The 19,504-nt window shown below is 68.8% G+C and carries 20 protein-coding genes; 6 read left to right on the top strand and 14 right to left on the bottom strand.

The features are described from left to right. The first annotated feature begins 37 nt into the window (after nt 1-37). The 5 genes from atpD to NXI30_09820 all read left to right on the top strand — a co-directional run bounded on the left by atpD (nt 38) and on the right by NXI30_09820 (nt 4,400). Nucleotides 38-1,459 (top strand): F0F1 ATP synthase subunit beta, encoded by a 1,422-nt coding sequence (gene atpD / locus NXI30_09800; protein ID MCR9094499.1) that lies wholly within the window; start codon nt 38-40, stop codon nt 1,457-1,459. 154 nt (nt 1,460-1,613) lie between these two features. Then, nucleotides 1,614-2,021: an ATP synthase F1 subunit epsilon gene (atpC, locus tag NXI30_09805; GenBank protein MCR9094500.1), complete on the top strand. Its 408-nt coding sequence runs from the start codon at nt 1,614-1,616 to the stop codon at nt 2,019-2,021. 86 nt (nt 2,022-2,107) lie between these two features. Continuing rightward, nucleotides 2,108-2,869 carry a lipoate--protein ligase family protein gene (locus NXI30_09810; GenBank protein ID MCR9094501.1) on the top strand — a complete coding sequence of 254 codons (762 nt, stop codon included), beginning with the start codon at nt 2,108-2,110 and terminating at the stop codon, nt 2,867-2,869. A 99-nt stretch (nt 2,870-2,968) separates the two neighbouring features. Then, nucleotides 2,969-3,466 (top strand): cytochrome c, encoded by a 498-nt coding sequence (locus NXI30_09815; GenBank protein ID MCR9094502.1) that lies wholly within the window; start codon nt 2,969-2,971, stop codon nt 3,464-3,466. Between the two features lie 10 nt (nt 3,467-3,476). Beyond that, the gene (locus tag NXI30_09820; GenBank protein MCR9094503.1) at nt 3,477-4,400 is read left to right on the top strand and encodes a cytochrome c; all 924 of its coding nucleotides are present in this window, start codon (nt 3,477-3,479) and stop codon (nt 4,398-4,400) included. Here NXI30_09820 and lnt read toward each other — a convergent pair. From lnt to bioB, 14 genes are all read right to left on the bottom strand, one after another. Further along, entirely contained in the window at nt 4,397-5,902 is a 1,506-nt protein-coding gene (lnt, locus tag NXI30_09825; protein ID MCR9094504.1) for an apolipoprotein N-acyltransferase, read from the bottom strand. The genes NXI30_09820 and lnt overlap by 4 nt on opposite strands. Next, nucleotides 5,899-6,654, bottom strand: coding sequence for an ankyrin repeat domain-containing protein (locus tag NXI30_09830; protein MCR9094505.1), 756 nt, complete (start codon nt 6,652-6,654; stop codon nt 5,899-5,901). The genes lnt and NXI30_09830 overlap by 4 nt, the downstream gene beginning before the upstream one ends. 5 nt (nt 6,655-6,659) lie before the next feature. Further along, nucleotides 6,660-7,991, bottom strand: a complete 1,332-nt coding sequence (locus tag NXI30_09835; GenBank protein MCR9094506.1) for a pectinacetylesterase family protein — start codon at nt 7,989-7,991, stop codon at nt 6,660-6,662. 297 nt (nt 7,992-8,288) lie between these two features. Next, on the bottom strand, nt 8,289-8,987 hold the full coding sequence (locus NXI30_09840) for a hypothetical protein (GenBank protein ID MCR9094507.1): 699 nt from the start codon (nt 8,985-8,987) through the stop codon (nt 8,289-8,291). 67 nt (nt 8,988-9,054) lie between these two features. Continuing rightward, entirely contained in the window at nt 9,055-9,633 is a 579-nt protein-coding gene (locus NXI30_09845) for a hypothetical protein (protein MCR9094508.1), read from the bottom strand. Nucleotides 9,634-9,907: 274 nt separating this feature from the next. Then, nucleotides 9,908-10,606 (bottom strand): PEP-CTERM sorting domain-containing protein, encoded by a 699-nt coding sequence (locus tag NXI30_09850; GenBank protein ID MCR9094509.1) that lies wholly within the window; start codon nt 10,604-10,606, stop codon nt 9,908-9,910. Between the two features lie 84 nt (nt 10,607-10,690). Next, nucleotides 10,691-11,599, bottom strand: a complete 909-nt coding sequence (locus tag NXI30_09855) for an alpha/beta hydrolase (GenBank protein ID MCR9094510.1) — start codon at nt 11,597-11,599, stop codon at nt 10,691-10,693. 33 nt (nt 11,600-11,632) lie between these two features. After that, nucleotides 11,633-12,196, bottom strand: a complete 564-nt coding sequence (locus tag NXI30_09860; GenBank protein MCR9094511.1) for a hypothetical protein — start codon at nt 12,194-12,196, stop codon at nt 11,633-11,635. 15 nt (nt 12,197-12,211) lie between these two features. Continuing rightward, nucleotides 12,212-12,718, bottom strand: coding sequence for a hypothetical protein (locus NXI30_09865; protein ID MCR9094512.1), 507 nt, complete (start codon nt 12,716-12,718; stop codon nt 12,212-12,214). A 155-nt stretch (nt 12,719-12,873) separates the two neighbouring features. Next, on the bottom strand, nt 12,874-13,797 hold the full coding sequence (locus NXI30_09870; GenBank protein MCR9094513.1) for a ParA family protein: 924 nt from the start codon (nt 13,795-13,797) through the stop codon (nt 12,874-12,876). 82 nt (nt 13,798-13,879) lie between these two features. Continuing rightward, the gene (locus tag NXI30_09875) at nt 13,880-14,659 is read right to left on the bottom strand and encodes a queuosine precursor transporter (GenBank protein MCR9094514.1); all 780 of its coding nucleotides are present in this window, start codon (nt 14,657-14,659) and stop codon (nt 13,880-13,882) included. Next, nucleotides 14,656-15,402, bottom strand: coding sequence for a dethiobiotin synthase (gene bioD / locus NXI30_09880; GenBank protein MCR9094515.1), 747 nt, complete (start codon nt 15,400-15,402; stop codon nt 14,656-14,658). The genes NXI30_09875 and bioD overlap by 4 nt, the downstream gene beginning before the upstream one ends. Before the next feature lie 4 nt (nt 15,403-15,406). Beyond that, nucleotides 15,407-16,618: an 8-amino-7-oxononanoate synthase gene (gene bioF, locus NXI30_09885; protein ID MCR9094516.1), complete on the bottom strand. Its 1,212-nt coding sequence runs from the start codon at nt 16,616-16,618 to the stop codon at nt 15,407-15,409. Next, nucleotides 16,615-17,721: a biotin synthase BioB gene (gene bioB, locus NXI30_09890; GenBank protein MCR9094517.1), complete on the bottom strand. Its 1,107-nt coding sequence runs from the start codon at nt 17,719-17,721 to the stop codon at nt 16,615-16,617. The genes bioF and bioB overlap by 4 nt, the downstream gene beginning before the upstream one ends. A 282-nt stretch (nt 17,722-18,003) precedes the next feature. Here bioB and radA point away from each other — a divergent pair, with 282 nt between their 5' ends. After that, on the top strand, nt 18,004-19,440 hold the full coding sequence (radA, locus tag NXI30_09895; GenBank protein MCR9094518.1) for a DNA repair protein RadA: 1,437 nt from the start codon (nt 18,004-18,006) through the stop codon (nt 19,438-19,440). Nucleotides 19,441-19,504 lie beyond the last annotated feature (64 nt).

The following is a 19,504-nucleotide window of genomic DNA, read 5'->3' on the forward strand; positions in this document are numbered from 1 at the left end:
ACCGATCAACGGACGCTGTGTGTGAGGAGATGACAGAATGAGCAATGGCAAGATCGTCCAGGTGATGGGCCCGGTGGTCGACGTCGAATTCGAGAGCGGTGACCTCCCGGAAGTCATGACCGCGCTCAAGACGACGAACCCCGCCATCGACGACCGCGCGGACAACCTGATCATCGAGGTCGCGCTGCACCTCGGTGAGAAGACCGTGCGCGCGATCGCCATGGATACGACCGACGGTCTTCGTCGCGGTCAGGACGTGTTCAACACCGGTTCGCCGATCACGATTCCGGTCGGCCCCGAGACGCTCGGCCGCATCATGAACGTCGTCGGCGAGCCCGTCGACGAGCGCGGTCCGATCGACGCCAAGATGACCTACCCGATCCACCGCGAAGCACCGGAGTTCGTCGACCAGTCGACGTCGGTCGAGGTGCTCGAGACGGGCATCAAGGTCGTCGACCTGATCGCGCCCTACAACAAGGGCGGCAAGGTCGGTCTCTTCGGCGGCGCCGGCGTCGGCAAGACGGTCGTCATCATGGAGCTCATCAACAACATCGCGAAGGAGCACTCCGGCTACTCGGTCTTCGCGGGCGTGGGTGAGCGAACGCGTGAGGGCAACGACCTCTGGCACGAGATGCAGGACTCGGTCCTCTCGGACGGCTCGACGGTGCTCGACAAGGCGGCGCTGGTCTACGGCCAGATGAACGAGCCGCCGGGAGCGCGTGCGCGCGTCGGCCTCACGGGTCTGACGGCGGCGGAGTACTTCCGCGACGAAGAGGGCAAGGACGTGCTCCTCTTCGTGGACAACATCTTCCGCTTCACCCAGGCGGTCTCCGAGGTGTCGGCGCTCCTCGGCCGGATCCCCTCCGCGGTCGGCTATCAGCCCACGCTGGCGACGGACATGGGTGAGCTCCAGGAGCGCATCACGTCGACCAACAAGGGATCGATCACCTCGGTCCAGGCGATCTACGTTCCCGCGGATGACCTCACCGACCCGGCGCCGGCGACGGCGTTCACGCATCTCGATGCGACGACGGTGCTCGACCGGTCCCTGACCGAGATCGGCATCTACCCAGCGGTCGATCCGCTCGACTCGACCTCCCGGATCCTCGATCCGCAGGTCGTCGGCGACGAGCACTACAACGTCGCCCGCGGCGTCCAGTCGACGCTGCAGGCCTACAAGGACCTCCAGGACATCATCGCCATCCTCGGAATGGACGAGCTCTCGGAAGAGGACAAGCTGACGGTCGCGCGCGCGCGCAAGATCCAGCGCTTCCTCTCCCAGCCCTTCCACGTCGCGGAGCAGTTCACGGGCACGCCGGGCGTCTACGTCCGCCTCGAGGACACGATCAGCGGCTTCCGTGAGATCCTCGACGGCAAGCATGATGATCTTCCGGAGCAGGCCTTCTACATGGTCGGCGACATTGCTTCGGCGGTCGAGAAGGCGAAGACGCTCTCCTAGCAGAAGCGGGCTTCGGCCTGCTCCGAAAGATCACGGACTCTTTTCTTTCGCGGCCTTTGGCCGCGAGGACAGGCCGGTACAGCAAGCAGGACGGGGCCGTGAAACGGGCGGCCGATTCGGATCAGCGGGCTGACCGGGATCGAGAAACGGATTTATGGCAATCGAACTCGTGGTTGTGACGCCGGAAGGCGAGGCGCTTTCCGAGACGGTCGAACAGGTCGTGCTTCCGGGGGAGGCCGGGGAGTTCGGTGTGCTCGAGAGCCATGAGCGGTTCTTGACGCCGCTGCAGCTCGGACCGATGCAGATCATTCGGGGCTCGGGCAACGAGTGGGCGGCGATCACGAGCGGCTTCGCCGAGGTCGACGGGACGCGCTGCGTCGTGCTCGTCGACTCGTGCACGCTCGCCAGCGCCGTCGACACGACCGCGGTGGAGTCCGCGAAGGCCGAAGCCGACGGGCAGCTCTCGTCGCTTCCCGATGACGACGCGAACGCCGGAGAACGCGCGCGCCTCGCTGGCGTCGTGGCCCGGGCCGAGCTCGAGCTCGACGTGGCGAGCCGCTGAGCGCGCCGGCCGAACGCACCCCGATCCAGCTTCATCGCGACCGCTTCCCGGGACGCGCCGTCTTCGACACGGCCGTCTCCCATGCGATGCTGCGCTCCGTCGCGACGGGGGCGCGTGGCGAGAGCCTCAGGCTCTACGCGCCGGACGACGCGATGCTCTTCTCGAGCCTCGACGCGCGTCGGCCGGGTTATCCGCGGGCCGTCGAGATCGCGCGCGAAGCGGGCTACGAGCCGGTCACCCGCCTCGCCGGCGGACACGCGGCGGTCTTCCTGCAGGCGAGCGTCGCGTTCGCCTGGGCCTCTGCCGATCCGGACGCCCATCTCCAGATCCAGCCGCGCTTCGAGCGCCTCACGGGTTGGATCGTCGACGCGCTCCGGCGGCTGGGGCTCGATGCCCGTGTGGGCGAAGTCCCGGGTGAATACTGCCCGGGGGAGTACAGCGTGAACATCGGCGGCCGCGTCAAGGTCATGGGCGTGGGCCAGCGGGTGATCCGCGGGGGCGCGCACGTGGGCGGCGTGTTGACGGTGGCGCAGACCGGGGGTCTCCGAGCCATCCTGGAGCCCGTCTACGAAGCGCTCGATCTCGAGTTCCGGCCCGAGACGGCGGGGGGCGTCGCGGATTTCGATGCGCGTCTCACGCCCGAAGTCGTGATCGCGGCCATCGTCGAGTCGGTGGAGGCCTCGGGAGCGGTCTGCGAGGCGGCGCGCTTCGGCAGCGACATCGAATCCGCAGCGGAAGCACTCGTTCCCCTTCATGGCGCGCGCCCCGTCCGGAATCCGGGCGCCGCGTTGCGCGCCGCGAGCGGTGGCAAGGCGATCGTGAACCCGGACAGCGGGTCCGGAACCTGAAGCTTCGAACGAACATGTGTTCGCGTGCACGAAACGCGACCGCGCTGACGATTGCGAGGCGCTGTGCTTCCCTTCCGGTCTACCCGATCGGAGGTCTCGATGGTTCGTACCGGCTCGCTTCGTGTCTTCTCCTTCGCGTCCCTGGCGGTCGCGATGGTCCTTCTTCCGGCTTCGCTCGTCTCCGCCGACGCACATGAATCGGGGGAGGCCCAGATCGAATACCGACAGAAGCTCATGTCGGCGATCGGGGCGAACATGAGCGCCCTCAGCGACATCCTGAAGAACCGGCTCGACGTGCCCGGCGGCGTCGCGAACCACGCCAGCCAGATGGCCGACGCGGCCGCGTTGATCGCCCCGGCGTTCAAGAAGCAGCTCACCGACGGCGCGACCGACGCGAAGCCCGAGATCTGGAGCGACTGGACGAAATTCGAAACCGCCATCGCGGACTACGAGGCGGCGGCCAGGGCGCTGGCTGCGGCGGCCAGTGGAGGCGACCCGAGCGCGGTCGGCCCGGCGATGCGCGGACTCGGAAAGAGCTGCGGCGGCTGTCACAAGCCTTTCCGCAAGCCCAAGGAAGAGTCCTACAAGAACAAGTAGGACCGTTCGCATGCGAACACGGCGAACCCGGATCGGGCTGTGCGTCGTCCTCGGTCTCCTTGCCGGCGCGAGCGCGTACGCGGCCGACACCGAGCGCGATCTGGACGCGATCGTCGCCGACCTCGACCGGGGTGAAAAGATCTTCCGGGCGACCGGAGGCTGCACCTGCCACACGAACTATCCCGCGGAGGGAGCGGACGCGCCGGAGCTCGCGGGCGCGCGCGCGATGGAGACCCCCTTCGGTGTCTTCTACAGCTCGAACATCACGCCGGATCCCGAGACCGGGATCGGCGGATGGAGCCGCGCGGACTTCGTGCGCGCCATGCGGGAAGGGCTCTCGCCGGATGGCGAGCACTACTTTCCGACCTTTCCCTATCCGTCGTTCTCCGGTCTGACCGACGAAGACCTCGTCGACATGTTCGCCTATCTGCGTGCACGTCCTGCCGTCCGAAGAGAGAACCGCGCCCCCGACGCGCCCTTTCCGTTCTCCTGGCGGGGTTCCGTCGCCGGCTGGAAGTTCGTGAACTTCACGCCGAAGTCCTTCGACGACGCGCCGGCGCGGAGCGAGGCCTGGCGTCGCGGACGCTACCTCGTCGAGGCAGCCGCCCATTGCGGCGAGTGCCATACGCCGCGGACCCTGACGGGCGGGCTGGATTCGACGATGCCGCTCGCGGGCTCGGTCGAGGGACCCGAGGGTCAGCTCGCGCCGAACATCACGCCGCACACCGAGACGGGAATCGGCGAATGGTCCCGCGCGGACCTCGTCTGGTACCTGCAGATGGGAATCAAGCCCGACGGTGACGATACGCAGGGACTGATGTCCGAGGTGATCGAGCACGGCTACGCGGAGCTGCCGCCGTCGGACCTGGAGGCGATCGCGGCCTATCTCGCGACGCTGCCGGCGATCGAGAATCGGGTGAAGGCGCCGGACTAGGTCCGCGTGCGTCGCCGGACCCCGAGCAGGCCGGCGGTGAAGAGCCACCCGACGAGGACGAGTCCGTCTCCGCCGCGGGCGTAGGGCGTCGGATCCGAGCGCGAGAAGATCGTCGCGCGAAGGGTCGCCGCCTCGAATGGCGGCGTCTGCGCGACGATCCGACCGCCGGGATCGACGACGGCGGAAGGTCCGTGAACGGCGGCGCGGACGAGCCAACGTCCCTGTTCGATCGCCCGGAGGCGTGCCAGGGCGAGGTGCATCGCCGGCTCCCGCGACACCCCGAACCACCCGTCGTCGGACAAGGTCACGATCACCGTGGCGTTCGAAGCCGTGACGAGCTCCGCCACGTCTTCGGAGTGCGTGACCTCGTAGCAGATGGGCGTCGCGATGCGATGCGGCCCGAGGGTGAGAGCGGTCGGTGCGTCGCCGGCGACGAAGCTGCGCGCGTGGGGCATCCACTCCCGCCGCCAGTCCGCGAACGGCTCACCCGGCCCCGTCTCCGCGAGAGGGACGAGTCGCCGCTTGTCGTAGGCCTGCGTGATCCGCCCGTCGCGCCCGATCAGGAAGGCGGAGTTGGTCGCGCCTCTTCGCGCCGGGTCGTCCGTCCTGCGGTTCGCGCCGAAGAGGAGCGGCACGCCGAGATCGGCGCGGATGGGCTGACCGTCGAGGGGAAGCACGCCAGGCAGGGCACGGGCGTAGGCCCCTTCGGGCCAGACGAGGAGGTCCACGGGACCCTCTGCCAGGAGGCGCCGACTCGCCGCGAGATGCGCGCGATGCCCCGGCGCGGCGTCCATGCGGGACGCGAGGGGATCCACGTTGGCCTGCACGAGGCCGATCGCGAGCGGCGGGTTCGTCGTCGAGTCCCCGTCGTCGAGGGAAGCAAGACGGATCGAGCCTCCGATCGCGACGCCCACCACGACCAGGACGGCGAGCAGCGCCCTCCCCGCCCGGGGTCGACCCGCGCTTCGCACGGCGTCGAGGATCAGGCCGTTCGTTACGGCGACGAAGGAAGTGAGCAGGAGGGGGCCGCCGAGCGCGGCCGGTTGTGCGAGGACGGGGGTCGTGGCGAGAACGGCCCCCACGCCGGCACCGAACACCTGCGGTTGGACCCATTCGACCAGGACGAGCGCGAGGGGTCCCGCGAACGCGCTCGGCCAACCCCGACGAAGCAGCGCAGACGAGACCATGCCCGCGACGCCGAATCCGATCGCGATCCAGGCGCCCTGCGCCAGCCAGAGCGCGAGGCCGACGAACGAGAGCCCTTCACCCGCGCCCGAGAAGCGCGACGCCGTCGGGAGGAGCCAAGCCATCGCGATCAGGTACGCGCTCGCGCCGAAGACGCACCCACTCCCGAATCCACGTGCGGGTCGCGCTTCCTTCAGGGCGGACCACCAGAGCGCGAGGCAGGCGAACGCCAGCGGCCACATCCCGATCCCGACCTGGGCGCAGCCGTAGAGGAGACCTCCCCCGATCGCGCGACCGGCTGCCGCGATCCGGTTCATCGGGGAGCGTGCACAGGCTCCGCCGAGACGAGCGAACACGCAGGGGCGAGGCCGCGCGCGCGATCCTGCGCCGTTCGTCCGCGATGATCCCGTCGCTCGGGATCGGCGCCGAGCTCGAGGAGCGTCTGCGCGGCATCGTTCGCGGCCTTCGCGCAAGCGCCGATCAACGGAGTCTCCTTCCGTCGATCGCTCACGTCGATCGCGGCCCCTCGCTCGGCCAGGAAGCGGACGGCCTCCGGATGATTGCCGATCGCGGCGTAGAAGAGCGGCGTTCGCCCCTGGTCGTCGACGGAATCGATCGTTGCGCCCGCGTCGATCAACACGCGCATCAGGTCGAGTCGGCCCCGGGCCGCGGACCACGAGAGCGGTGTTCGACCACCGACGTCCGCGCGGTCGGGCGCTGCGCCTCGCGTGTGAAGGAACGCCACGAGCTCGGGATCCTGCGCATCTCGCGCTGCGAGAAGGAGCGCGCTCCGCCCGAGGTCGTCCCGGCTCTCGACGTCGACGCCGAGCTCGAGCGCGCGCTCGACCGTCGCGCGGTCGTTCGTGCGAACCGCCTCGAGGAGTCGCTGCTCCCGGGTGAATCGCTCCGGCTTCCGGACTTCGCCGAGGCCCATCGCCCGGTTCACGTAGCCGGGCCGCACGCCCTCCGCCGGATCCGCAGCGATCGCGGTCCCCCCCGAGAGGGAGACGGCGATGGCCGCGATCAGCGATAGCGAGTGGACCCTCCGCCGAGCGCCCGCAGGCGACAAGCGGATCAGTTTCCGGAGATGGCCGCGTCGATCAGCGGTGCCACGATCTGGATGCCCGGATCCTGCAGGTTGTACTCGTTCCACGGTTCGACCCAGCGGATCACGTGCCCGTTCTCGATCCATCGATCGATGAATTGGTCCATGCCGTACTGCGCGACGCCGCCCGGGCATTTCCAGCTCTGGCTCCACGGCCACTGCCATCGCTCGTACCACCGCTTCTTGCGGACGTTCGGGCAAGAGTGGCTCCCGATGAAGGTGATGATGGTGGAGCAGTGGCTGTCGTTGATCTGCCGGGCCCACGGAATCGAGTAGCTGAAGTTCGGATGGTCGTTCATCTCGTCGATCAGCTCGGCCTGGTCTTCCCGCCAGAGCGCGAGGATGTCGGCCTGGCTGAGGTTCGGGTAGAACCGTTCGTAGGAGAACCGCGAGAAGTTGAAGTCGCTCGAGTAGCCGGTGTAGGCGAGCTGATCGTTCGGGAACTCCGTCGCGACGAGGTCCGTGGCGCTCCCGTAGTCGTTGATGTCGAAGCTCGCGGGCAAGGCGGCGAATACGGTCTCGAGGCCCCAGGCGTCGGTGATCGTGTCGTGGAGGGGTCGCGAGTTGTCGTTCGCGCTCTCCGCCGGAAAGAGCGGTCCCGAATCGTTCAGCATGAAGCCTTCGTTCGGATCGAGGGTCGTTCGCGCCTCGTAGTAGCCGGCGGCGGTCGCCACGCCGCCGGCGCTGAAGCCGGAGACGAGGAGTCGATCGATGTTCGGGAATCGGTTCGCCAGGTATGCGAGCGCGGCCTGCGTGTTGGTGAAGCCCGCGTGCCGGAACGTGATCGGTGGATTCTGGCCCGTCGGATCGGTGTAGGTCTGGACCTCGTTGCCGACGTGCACGTCACCGGTGCAGTAGGGCATGAAGACGACGTCCCAACCCTCGGTCGCGATCGGATCCTTGCTTCGCAGGGGCAGCCCCGGGTCCGCGCCGTTCATGACGGGGGAGACATACGTCGCCGCGAGCTGCGTCACGTAGTCGTCGGCGATCCCGTTCGGATTCGCGGCGCCGAGGATTCCGAGCTGTCCGCTGCAGGACTCGTAGTCCCAGCAGGCGCCGCCGCCCTCGAAATAGAGCACGAGATCGCTCGAGGCGAGGTCGTCGTGGACGAAGAACTTGTACTGGGAGCCGTCGCTGCAGACGGTGCCGGGGATCTCGATCCGTTCCCAGGCGTAGTCGTTGCCGCCGTTCACGACGTCTTCGATGCCGATCGCGCCGGCGACCGACGGCAGCCACAGGCAGACCGTCATGGCCACGCCGGCGATCCTCGCCAGCGTCCGCGTCTCCAGAAGCTCCTTCATGACCAGGCCCCCTCTCGCTTCGAGACGGTGCGTCTCCGCCTCGAAGACTGGCGCGGTTCGGATCACGATACGCCCGGCCGTGGCCGACTCCGCGCGCGCTCTGCAACGGAGATCAAACTAACACGGCGTCAGAGTCCAACGGAAGCCCGAACACGCGCCGTCGTGCGACCCCGGGACAGGTTTGACCGGAAGTCGGGGCCGATCCCCGCCGACGAGGACGGGAAGCCTGCGTTTCGTCCGAAAGACGTTTCCTTTCCGCGAAATCGCTCACCCGACGCCCAGACGCGGCGAGACACGCTACTCCGACGCGTCGCTCGGCGAATCGGTCTCACCGAAGGCCGCCTGGTCCGCCTTCCAGGCGGCGACGGCGTCGGCGTGCGCTGCGCGACGATCGAGGGCTTCCTGCAGCCGGCGTGGGAGCTCTTCGAGGCGCTGGCGATGCATGCGTCGGGAGAGCTCGACCAGCCCCCGATCGCGGTCCGGCAGGACCGAGCCGTACTCGTCGAGGAGCCGGGTCGTGAACGTCACGAGATCGCTCGATTCGCGTTGACGTTCGGCATAGAAGGCGCGGACGTCGGCTTCCTGCGCAGTGTTCGAGAGGATCCGACCCCACTCACGGTTCTGGACATCGCGCGCCTCGCGCCTCTGCGCGAGCACCGCCGGATCGTCGGTCGGCGCGGCGAGGGTCCAGAACGCGTTGTCCGGCATCTCGTCGCGGAGCGCGTCGAGATCGACACGGGACCACGCCCAGGCGGGGTCGTCCGGGGCGAAGAGATCGGCGAGCGCGTCCGCTGCCTCTCCGCGGATCGAGGGAACCGAGGTCGCGGCGGGCCCGGACGCCGTCGCCGCCACGGAAGTCCGAGTGTCCTCCGTGCCGGCGGACTCCTCGCGTTCGTTCGGGTTCCGTTCGAGGAGGGTGATTGCGCCGGCGATCGACAGGGCGATCGCGATCGCGACGAGAAGGAGCGCACGGCGCGGAGGGAGGGCGAAGGCCATGCTCCACCCCTACCAGCGCACCACGAACGGAGCAAGCACGATCGATGGGTGGCGCGTCCCGCCGACGTCAGCCCGCCGCGGCCTTCAGCTTCACCTTGCCGTCGGTGACGACCACCTTGAAGTCGACGCTGTCACAGCCGTACTTCTGCTTGATGGCCGCTTCCTGCTTGGCGATCGCCTTCTGCAGCTTCTCCGGCGTGAGCCCCTTGGTGTTCTGACCGGTCGCCATCATGGCGTCGCGATAGGTCTCGAAGAGCTCGCCGCGGTCATTGCCCTTCGCGCCGCCGCCCGTTGCGCTCGCGCTCCCCGGAGTCGCGCCGTCGAGGCCGCGCTCGCGATCGCGGAGGTCGGCCTTGAAGACATGGCGCTTGTAGGTCCCCGCCTCGATCTGGCGGAGCGTGTTGTCCCACTGTCGCTTGAACGCCTGGTAGCGCCCGTTCAGACTATTGAACTTGAAGCGCTGGGCCGTGTTCGTGATCCGCATGTTCGAGAACTTGAGGACGGACTTCTGGACCTCGGCGCGCTGCTGCGCGGGCTCGGTCGGGCGCGAACCGAGGAAGTACTTCTCGTACTCGAGCTTGAGCTGGGTCAGCCGGACCTCGAGGATCTTCAGCTCTTCTTCGGTGGTCGGGGGGGCCAGTTCCATCGACGGGTGGATCGGAGTTTCGCCTCGACGTCTTGATGGGTTTTGGCCCCGTTTCAGTTGGGCGGACCTTCTGCCCACCGGTTGCACGCGTTGTTCCGCGCGAATTCACGCTCTCTGCCACTCCGGGCCAGACCCTGTAGCCCTGTAGGGAAAGCGGCGATTCCGACGAAGGACCAGCCGGTGCGCGCGCCCGCGCCGGCTTCGTTCGGGACATCGCGCGCGGCGCTCGAGAGACGTGCGTCGAACGGCCGGGGCCCAGCGGGCCGTTCGACGGCTAGCTACGACCAGCCGAAATGCGCCCTCGGCGGGCGATGACGGCGAGACCGAATCCCAGGAGCAGCGCCGTCGAAGGCTCGGGAACGATCCAGATCACCTCCAGCGTTCCTTCGCCTGCCGCCGGGAGACCGACGATGTCCCCGTAGTCGAAGGCGCCGACCCGAATCGTCGATCCGGGGATCCAGAACATCGGCCCGCCGACCACGTCGAAGAAGAGCCGTGCGTGCGGACTGCTCGTGGTCCCGTCGAGCCCCAGGTCCTGTTCACCGGTTGCGGGGATCGGCGTCGGCAGGTCGATGTAGGCGAGGGCGGGTACGCTGGGGCCGCCGGGGAACGTGTTCAGCTCGGCCGGCTTTTGGTCCACCGTTCCGAATCCGGGATCCATGCCGCCCGAACACTGGGGAACCGAGGCATCGCAGAACGGCGCGAAGAGCCAGGGCGTCGCCTCGCCCGACGCGAAGGCGAGTCCGTTCGCGGCGTAGTCGACGGCCGAAACCTGCAACGCGAGGACGGTCGTCTCGTCCTTTCGCGCGCGCAGGTCGAGTTGGATCCGGTCGCCGGGTGTGAGAAACGCGCCGGGATTCAGGACCTCTCCCGACGCGTCACGCGGGGTGACGGTCACGGTGACCTGCGCGTGTGCCGCGGACGCGGACAGGAGCAGGACGAGCAGAGAAAGTCTCGACAGTGGAAGACGCATCGGATTCCTCGAGCAGAAATGAACGGCGCGGGCGCCTCCAAGCTACCCCGGCGGCGGATTCCGATGGGAGAATTCCTCGATCCGTCACGCGCGCTGCAAGGGCTCCGAGTGATCCCAGTCCGCGAGGATCGCGTTTAGCGCCGAGATCAGCAGCAGCGGCTGGTCGAGCATCAGGTGGTGGCCCGCCAGCGGGATCTCGATCACCGGGTTCACGCGTCCCATCAGGTCGTACATGTACCGGCCGATCTCCTTGTTCACGAGCCCGCACTCGGAGGCGAGGAGCGCCATCCGGCAGGTGATCTTCGGCAGGTAGGGGCGGGCGGCGACGCGCGGGTTCTCTTCGAACGCGCTGAAGGCGTTGTGGTCGAATTTCCAGCGCCAGCCCTCGGTCTCCTCCTTGAGGGAGTGCCAGCCGACGTCCGCCATGACGTAGTCGAGGTAGTGCTCCTGGGGCGGAACGGTTCGGAAGCGGGTGAGGCCTTCCTCTCGTGAGGGGTAGTGGCGCGGCTTGCCGAAGGCCTGGCCCATGCGATGGGCGTCGACCTCGGGGTCCGGGGCGCTGACCGGGGAGTCGCAGACGACGATGCCGGCGAGAGCGTCGGGGTGGAGCGCGGAGGTCGCGATCGTGACGAAGCCGCCCATGCTGTGGCCGACGACGACGGGCTTGCCTTCCATGCCCGAGTCGCCGACGACGGCCATGACTTCGTTCGTCCACTGCTCGAGGCTGTACTTGTCCCGGCGGTCCGAGTCACCGTGGCCCGAGAGGTCGATCGCCGCGACCCGGAACCGGTTCGCGTAGCGCGCGGCCACATGGGTCCACCAGTGGCTGTGCGCGCCGCCGCCGTGGACGAAGACGAGGCCGCGGCGGCCGCGCTCGCCCCAGGCGAGGTAGTGGATGGCGGCGCCGTCGACCTCGACCGTTTCGTCGGTTCGCGGGACGTCGATCGCGTTCCGGTACCACTCGGGGGCTTCGGGATGGCGGGCTTCGGTCATGAGTTTCCTTCTTCCGGGGCGCGGGGACGCAGTCTATCCGAGGTCGGCACCGCCGGACGCGACGATGCCTTCGAGGCGTGTGAGGCGGGTCCGCTCTGGTCCGTCGATCCGCTCCAGCCAGCCGCGGACGTAGTCGAAATCGAGGGGCGCTTCGCAGGCGAAGACGACGCCGGCGATGTCGACCCAGTCCTTGTGTCGATCGAAGGTCGCCTTGTAGACGATCAGGTCCTCGGCGGAGAGGACGTGGATCGCGTCGCCGAAGAAATCGACGCGTCGTCGCCGCGCCATCGAGCTCAGGTGGAGCGGGTCGTAGGCGAAGAAGAGGTCGACGGGCGTCGCGTCCCAACGGATGCGGACCTGCTCGTCCCGCTCGGCGAGACGTTTCAGGCCCGGGTTGTCGACCGCCGCGCCGAGATCGCCCAGGACCCCGAAGACGCGATCGACCTCGGTCACCGGCAGGAAGACGTTCACGTCGATGTCGTGCGTGGCGCGGATGCTCCCGTAGTAGGCGAGCGCGTGCGCTCCGCCGAACGCGTGGGGAATCCCGGCATCGTCGAAGGCGCGCTCGAGCGCGACGATCTGTTCGTCGAGGAGCACCGACCGGTCCTGGGCCTAGGCGGCGTCCCGATCCGTCGTGGACCGGAAGCGCGGAAAGGTGTCGGCGGCCGCCTCGCGGACATCTTCGCGGCCCTGCGCCGCACGACTCGCGGCGCGGGTGAGTCCGCGCAGCGCTTTCCCTCGCTCCGCCTCCGAGCGTCCGACCCACTCGGCGGCGTCGGCGAGATGCTCGGGAAGCGCACGCGATTCCTGCAGCGCGAGCGCGTCCTGGAGGAGCGAGACGACGGTCGGATCGAGCAGGGCACCGGCGCGCAGCTCCGCCAGGAGCTGGCGGGCGGCGTCGCTTCGACGGACCGTGCCGACGGGGATGCCCGCCGCGTGCGCACGCTCGACCACGAGTTCGCGGTCGAAGGGGCGCTGGGCGCGGGCGGCCGCGGTGTCGAGTACATCGGGCGTGAGGACACCGCGGAAGCGGGCGAGCACGACCTGCCGCGGACCGTCTTCGGTCATGCGGCACTCGCGAATCTCGGCGCGGTCGCCGCGGGCTCTGATCGAGGGCATGCGGGGTCTCCGTCTCCATGGGCACGCTCACTTCCGTCCCATCGGACAGGCGCCCGGATAGATTAGTCCAAATTGTACTAGAACGACACACACCCGCGGGGCAACTGCGAACGAGCCGATCAGGCCGGATGCGCGCGAGCACGCGGTGCCGAGGCTCAGCCCCCGAAGGGCGAGCGGTTCATGTACGCCGGCATCGGCTCATGCCGCTCACGCTCCTCGAGGGCGGTGTCCACCTCGCGCGTCAGCTGGCGCATCTGGCGATGCACCACCGTCTGCTCGGCGCCGTTGAGGATCGCGTGCGCGCGACCCTCCGGGTTCGTGTAGAGGGACTCGACCTTCGGACTGCGCGAAATGAAGGTCTCGAACACCGGGTACTCGAGACGTCGAATCTCCGTCAGGAGATGCCCCAGCACGTCCTCGGCTTCGCCGTCGCGATACTTCACGCGAAGATCCACGAGGGACAGGAGTACGCGTGCCGCCGATCGAGGTCGGCCGTTCGCCTCGAGCAGATCGAAGACGCGCTTCGCCTCGATCAGCGAGGCCTGATCCTTCACGATCACGACCGCCAGGTCGCTCGAGAGGATCGACGCCTGGGTCAACACCTCGAAGTCGCTCTTGGTGTCGAGCACGACGGTGCCCGTTCGATGCGACGCCAGCAGGATCCGCTGGAGGGCGGCGGGTCCGTCCAGGAGGGCGCGCAGCGTGGGGACGTCGCGACTCGAAGGCACGTACTCGACGCCGTACTGACCGAAGCGAACGACTTTCGAGAGCGTCCGCATCCGGAGCCCCGCCTCGAGATCCTCGCCCGCCGTCGGTGCGTCGAGGTCGAGGGCGAACATCCGGTCGAGGCTCGTCTGGTCGTCGAAACCGACCATCAATACGGGATCGTCCTCGCGAAGCGCACGGAGGTAGACCGCCAGGTTCGCGGCCACCGTCGTCTTCCCGACCCCGCCCTTGTTGCTCGACACGGACAGGACGCGGAACGGACGATCGCCGCGCCAGCCGGGAAGATCCTTCTGTCGGAGACCGCTCGCGGCGGCCGACTCCGCTCGCATCAAGGCGTCGAGTGTCCTGCTCATCGACCTCTACCCAGCGTTCGTGGCGAATCGATCAAGGTACTGTGTCGCGCCCTCGGTCGCGACGGGGCGTGGGCCCCCCGGTCTAGATCTCGCCCTTCGCGTGCTCTTCGTTCGGGTCGATCTCGAGGTAGTGGCTCAGGTAGTGGACCCCCAGGTAGAAGGGACCCGTGTCGATCAGGGCGATGGTCAGCTTGAAGACGTAGCCGGAGCCGATGAACACCCAGAGCTGGGGCCAGACGGCCTGGGTGGGATCGATCGGCAGCGCACCCGCATAGAAGTGCGTGATGGTGATGACGGCGAAGCTGTCCACGAACTGGGAGACGAGGGTCGAACCGTTGTTCCGGAGCCAGAGGTGGCGTCCGTTCGTGAGCCGCTTCCAGAAGTGGAAGAGGGTCACGTCGCAGAGCTGCGCCGTCAGGTAGGCGATCATCGACGCCGCGACCGCGCCCATCGTGAGGAAGCGGATGCGGTAGAAGGCGTAGTCGTAGGCGCCGGTCGGCGGGAGCCCGGTCGCCGCGTCGATCTCGACGGCCGGAGGCATGATCCCGCCCACGTAGAGGAACGTGATCACGTAGAGGTTGAGCAGAAGGCCGACCCAGACGAGGAAGTTCGCGCGCGCCTGCCCGTAGAGCTCCGAGATGAAATCCGTACACAGGAACGTGACCGGATAGGGCAGGACGCCGACCGCCAACGCCATCGGGATCGTCAGGTCACCGAGCTGGAACGAAAAGTCGATGAAGCGCGAGACACCCAGGATGTTGAGCATCGTCATCGACCCGAGGAAGAGACCCGCCAGCACGAGGAAGACGCGCTCGCGTCGCGCATGCAGCGCGCTCGCCTCGATCGGATGGAGGTCGTTCACGCGCTGACCTTCGCCGGTGCGCCGCTCGCTGGGGCAAGGGCGCCGCCAGCTGGGGAAAGAGTGCCGCCGGCGCGGGCCAGGCCGAGGATCGCGTCCAGCCCCGCGCTTCGAGGGTCGATCGTCGACGGATCGTCGGCCGGCAGGACTTCCCCGATCAGACGGTCGCCGAGCGCTTCGCGCAAGAGCTCGACGTTCTGCTCGTCCGCCTCGGACAGCACGCCGGTCGCGTGGCTGATCACGACGCCGACGACTGGAAGCGCTCGCCGCTCGCAGGCTTCGAGCGTGAGCAGCGTGTGGTTGATCGTGCCGAGGCTCGCGCGCGCGACGACGAGCATCGGCAGGGCGAGGCGCGCCGAGAGATCCGCCATGGTGAGCTTCGCGTCGAAGGGCACGAGGAGACCGCCCGCGCCTTCGACCAGCATGAAGGCGTGTCGCGCCGAGAGCGTCGCCCAGGCGTCGAGCACCGGTTCGAGCTCCACGACCCGACCCTCGAAGCGCGCCGACGCTTCGGGCGCGGCGGGCAGGTCGAAGCGGAGCGGACAGACGAGCTCGACCGCGTCGTCGACGCCGGCGGCCGCGATCAGGGCGCGCGCGTCCATCGGCCCTTCGGGCGGGACGCCCGTTTCGGCGGGCTTCATCACGCCGACGTCGACGCCCGCGTCGCTCAGCCCTCGGGCGAGCAGGCGGGTCACGAAGGTCTTGCCGACGTCGGTATCGGTCCCGGTCACGAAGATCCCGGCCATCGCGCTAGCCCTCCACCGCCCGGATCTCTTCGGTGATCGCGGCGGCGAGCGCATCGATCTCGGACTCGGTGTGGGTCGCCATCGGCGTGATGCGAAGACGCGCCGTCCCGGCGGGCACCGAGGGATGGCGGATGCCCTGGGCGTAGAAGCCGCGCTCGAGGAGCCGCTCGCAGACCGCCATCGTGGTCGCGTTTTCGCCGATCACGACGGGCAGGATGTGCGTCGTACTCGGGGCCGTCGAGATGCCCTCCGCTCGGAGCGCCGAGCGAAGTCGGTCGCAGTTGGCGGCGAGGCGCTCGCGGCGCCACGGCTCTTCGTCGACGAGGCGCAGGGAGACCCGGGCGGCCTCGACCTGCGCCGGCGCGAGGGCGCAGGAGAAGATGAAGCTGCGGGCGGTGTTCACGAGCAGCTCGCGGAGCTTCGCCGAGCCCGCGATGAAGGCGCCGAAGGAGCCGATCGACTTGCCGAGGGTGCCCATCAGGATGTCGACCTCTGCGAGGACGCCGGCGGCTTCGGCGGTCCCGCGACCGCGCGCGCCGAGGCAGCCCGTGCCGTGGGCGTCGTCGAGGAGCACGATCGCGTCGTGGTCGTGGGCGCGCTTCACGATCTCGGCGACCGGCGCGACGTCGCCGTCCATGGAGTAGACGCCGTCGCAGGCGACCAGCACGCGGCGGGCGTCGGGGCGGGCGCGCTCGAGGGTCTCGGTGAACGAGTCGACGTCGCCGTGGCGGAAGACGGCGACCTCGGCGCGGGCGAGGCGCGCGCCGTCGATGATGGAAGCGTGGTTCAGCTCGTCCGAGACGAGGACGTCGCCGGGGCCGACGATCGCGGGGATCACGCCGACGTTCGCCATGTAGCCGGTGTTGAAGGCGAGAGCGGCTTCGCGACCGAAGAAGCGGGCGAGCTCGGACTCGAGGGCTTCGTGGCAGGCGAGGTTGCCCGTGATCAGGCGTGATCCGCCGGCGGCGCAGCCGTAGTCGCGACTCGCGCGCTCGGCGGCCTCGACGACTTCGGGATGGCGCGCGAGATCGAGGTAGTTGCTGCCCGCGAAGAGCAGGACGTCGCGCCCGTCGACCTGCATGCGCGGCGCCTGCAGCCCGTCGAGCACGCGCATGCGTCGATGGGTCCCGCGTTCGCGGATCCCGTCGAGCACTTCGTCGGCGATCGCATCCAAGGGCGACGGCGCCGAGCCGTTCTGCTCGGCCGCCGGACTCACGTGCGCGCGATCTCCGGCTTGAGGAGCTGGTCGCTGCCGTCCGGGATCCGGAACTGGCCGCCGTGCTGGCCGCCGTTCTGGTGGGACTGCGCCTCGTGATAGGCGTCGTTGCCGTCGATCTCGAAGCCCGCGTCGCGGATCATCGCGTAGGTGTCCTCGACCGGGTCGCCCTTGGTCGTCAGGTAGCCCTCGACGAAGAGCGAGTTGGCCGGGTAGAGGCCCAGGGGCTGCATGGATCGGAGGTGGCCCTCGCGCCCACCGGCGATCCGGATCTCCGCGGTCGGGTTCACGAAGCGCATGAGCGCCAACGCGCGCAGGCAGCGCTCCGGCGTGAGCGAGCCGTCCTCCTGGACCTGGTTGCCGTCGATCGGAATCAGGAAGTTGACCGGGATCGACGGGACCTCGAGCTCGCGCAGCTTGTAGGCGACCTCGACGATGTCGATCGACTCCTCGCCCATCCCGACGATCATGCCCGAGCAGCTCTCGATGCCCGCGCGCTTGGCCGCGCCCAGGGTGGCGACGCGATCGGCGTAGGTGTGGGTCTGGGTGATCTCGGCGTAGCGGCGCTCGCTCGTATTCAGGTTGTGGTTCATGCGGTCGAGGCCGGCTTCCTTGAGGATCGCCGCGTGCTCGTCGCCCATCAGTCCCGCGGAGAGGCAGACCTCGATCGGCCAGCGCTCCTTGATCTCGCGAACAAGCTTCGCGATGCGTTGTGTGCGGTTGATAGACGGCCCACGACCCGAGAGCACCATGCAGTACCGGCTCGCGCCGGACTTCGCGGCGGCCTCGGCCTCGTCCATGATCTGCGCGTCGCTCTTCATGGCGTACTTCTTGATCGCCGCGGCCGAGTCCTTGTTCTGGGAGCAGTAGCCGCAGTCCTCGGGGCAGAGTCCGTTCTGCACGTTGTTGAGGACGTGGACCATGACCTTGCGGCCGAAGGCCCGACGGCGCGGCTCGAAGGACGCCTGTAGAAGAGGAAGGAGCTCGACGTCGTCGCCGTCGAGGATCCAGAGCGCCTCGGCTTCGGACGGTGCCTCCCCGGCGAGGGCGCGGGTGGCGAGTTCGGTGTAGCGGGCGAGCGAGGTCGGAGCGGGTGCGGTCACGGAGTCTCCAGGGAGGGACGGAGGGGGTGGCGCTGCAGCGGGGCCGCGAGTGGGCCTTCCGGCTGCTTCGGCGGAGCAGCCTACCGAGCCTCGAAGAGGGCTGTCAACCAGCGTTCGCGAGCGAGTTGACAGCGATTCTCCCCTGCCCAGATCGCGCGAGAGGGCCTATGTTCACCTTGTTTTCGCGCTTCGGGATCGCCTTCGAGGACGGGCCGGGCATTCTGCGAACACGGTCGCGATTTCGCCCGGGCGGGCGGTGCGGTCGGGAGGGGGGATCCGTCGATGGCGAAGCGCCGAACCGTCCACGCCTGCCAGGCCTGCGGTGCCCAGCATCCGCGCTGGCACGGCCGCTGCCCCGACTGCGGGCAGTGGGACAGCCTGGTCGAGGAGACCTACGCGGCGCCGAGTGCGAAGGAAAAGGGGACCGGGCGCGGGGCGAACGGCCTGGCGGCGCTGGTCCCGGCGGCCGACGACGAGAAGCCGAGGCGGCTCGGCGAGATCGATGCCGACGCGAGTCCGCGGATCGCGTCGGGCGAGGGCGAGCTCGACCGGGTGCTCGGCGGCGGCTTCGTGCCGGGCTCGGTCGTGCTGCTCGGCGGGGATCCGGGAATCGGCAAATCGACCCTCGCGCTCCAGGTCGCCGGCGGGCTCGCGGCGGCGGGACAATCGGTGCTCTACGTGAGCGGTGAGGAGAGTGCGGAGCAGATCCGGCTGCGCGCGGAGCGCCTGCCCGGGCTCGGCTCGGACATGCAGGTGCTGACGACGACGCGGGTCGAGGCGCTGGCCGGTCCCTGGCAGGAGCTCGCCCCGAGCTTCGTCGTCGTCGACTCGATCCAGACGATCCAGACCGACGCGATCGAGAGCGCCGCGGGCTCCGTCGCGCAGGTACGCGAATCGGCGGCGCAGCTCGCGGCGACGGCGAAGAAGGTCGGCTCGGTGCTGCTCTTGATCGGACACGTGACCAAAGAAGGAAGCCTCGCCGGGCCGCGCGTGCTCGAGCACCTCGTCGACGTCGTGCTGACCTTCGAAGGCGATCGGGCCCATGCATTCCGTCTCCTGCGAGCCGCGAAGAATCGTTTCGGCTCCACCCAGGAGATCGGCGTGCTCACGATGGCGGGTCACGGGCTCGAAGCGGTGGAGAACCCGAGCGAGCTCTTCCTCGAAGAGCGGAGCACGCGGGCACCGGGGAGCTGCGTGATTCCCATGCTCGAGGGATCGCGTCCGATGCTGGTGGAGCTTCAGGCGCTCGTCGCCCCGGCGCCCTACGGGACGCCACGGAGGACGACGCTCGGACTCGAGGATGCGCGAGTCGCCTTGTTGCTCGCGGTGCTCGACCGGCGGAGTCCCGTCGACATCCTTTCCCAGGACGTCTACGCGAAGGCGGCGGGTGGGGTCCGCGTAGCGGAGCCGGCGGCGGATCTCGGGATCGCGCTCGCGATCGCTTCGAGTCGTCTCGACCAGGCGGTCCCGGCGGATACCGCCGCCGTCGGAGAGATCGGACTCGGCGGCGAGGTCCGGCGGGTGTCGCGCCTCGACGTGCGCGTCGCCGAGGCGGCCCGGCTCGGCTTCAAGCGGTTGCTCGTTCCGGCGGTCTGCTTCGAGGAGCAGAGATCACGGGCGAAGGGGCGTCGGAAGGGAAGCGATCCGGTTTGCGAACTCGTTCCCATTGAAGAGGTGGCGCAGGCGGTCGACTGGCTTCGCGAGCACGGCGTCGGCTGAGACCGTGCGACGAATGCGTCGAGTCGTTGCACCCGATCTTCGAGAACGCTGGTAAACGTACGTT

Source organism: bacterium (assembly GCA_024742285.1).
GTDB lineage: Bacteria > Myxococcota_A > UBA9160 > UBA9160 > UBA4427 > UBA4427.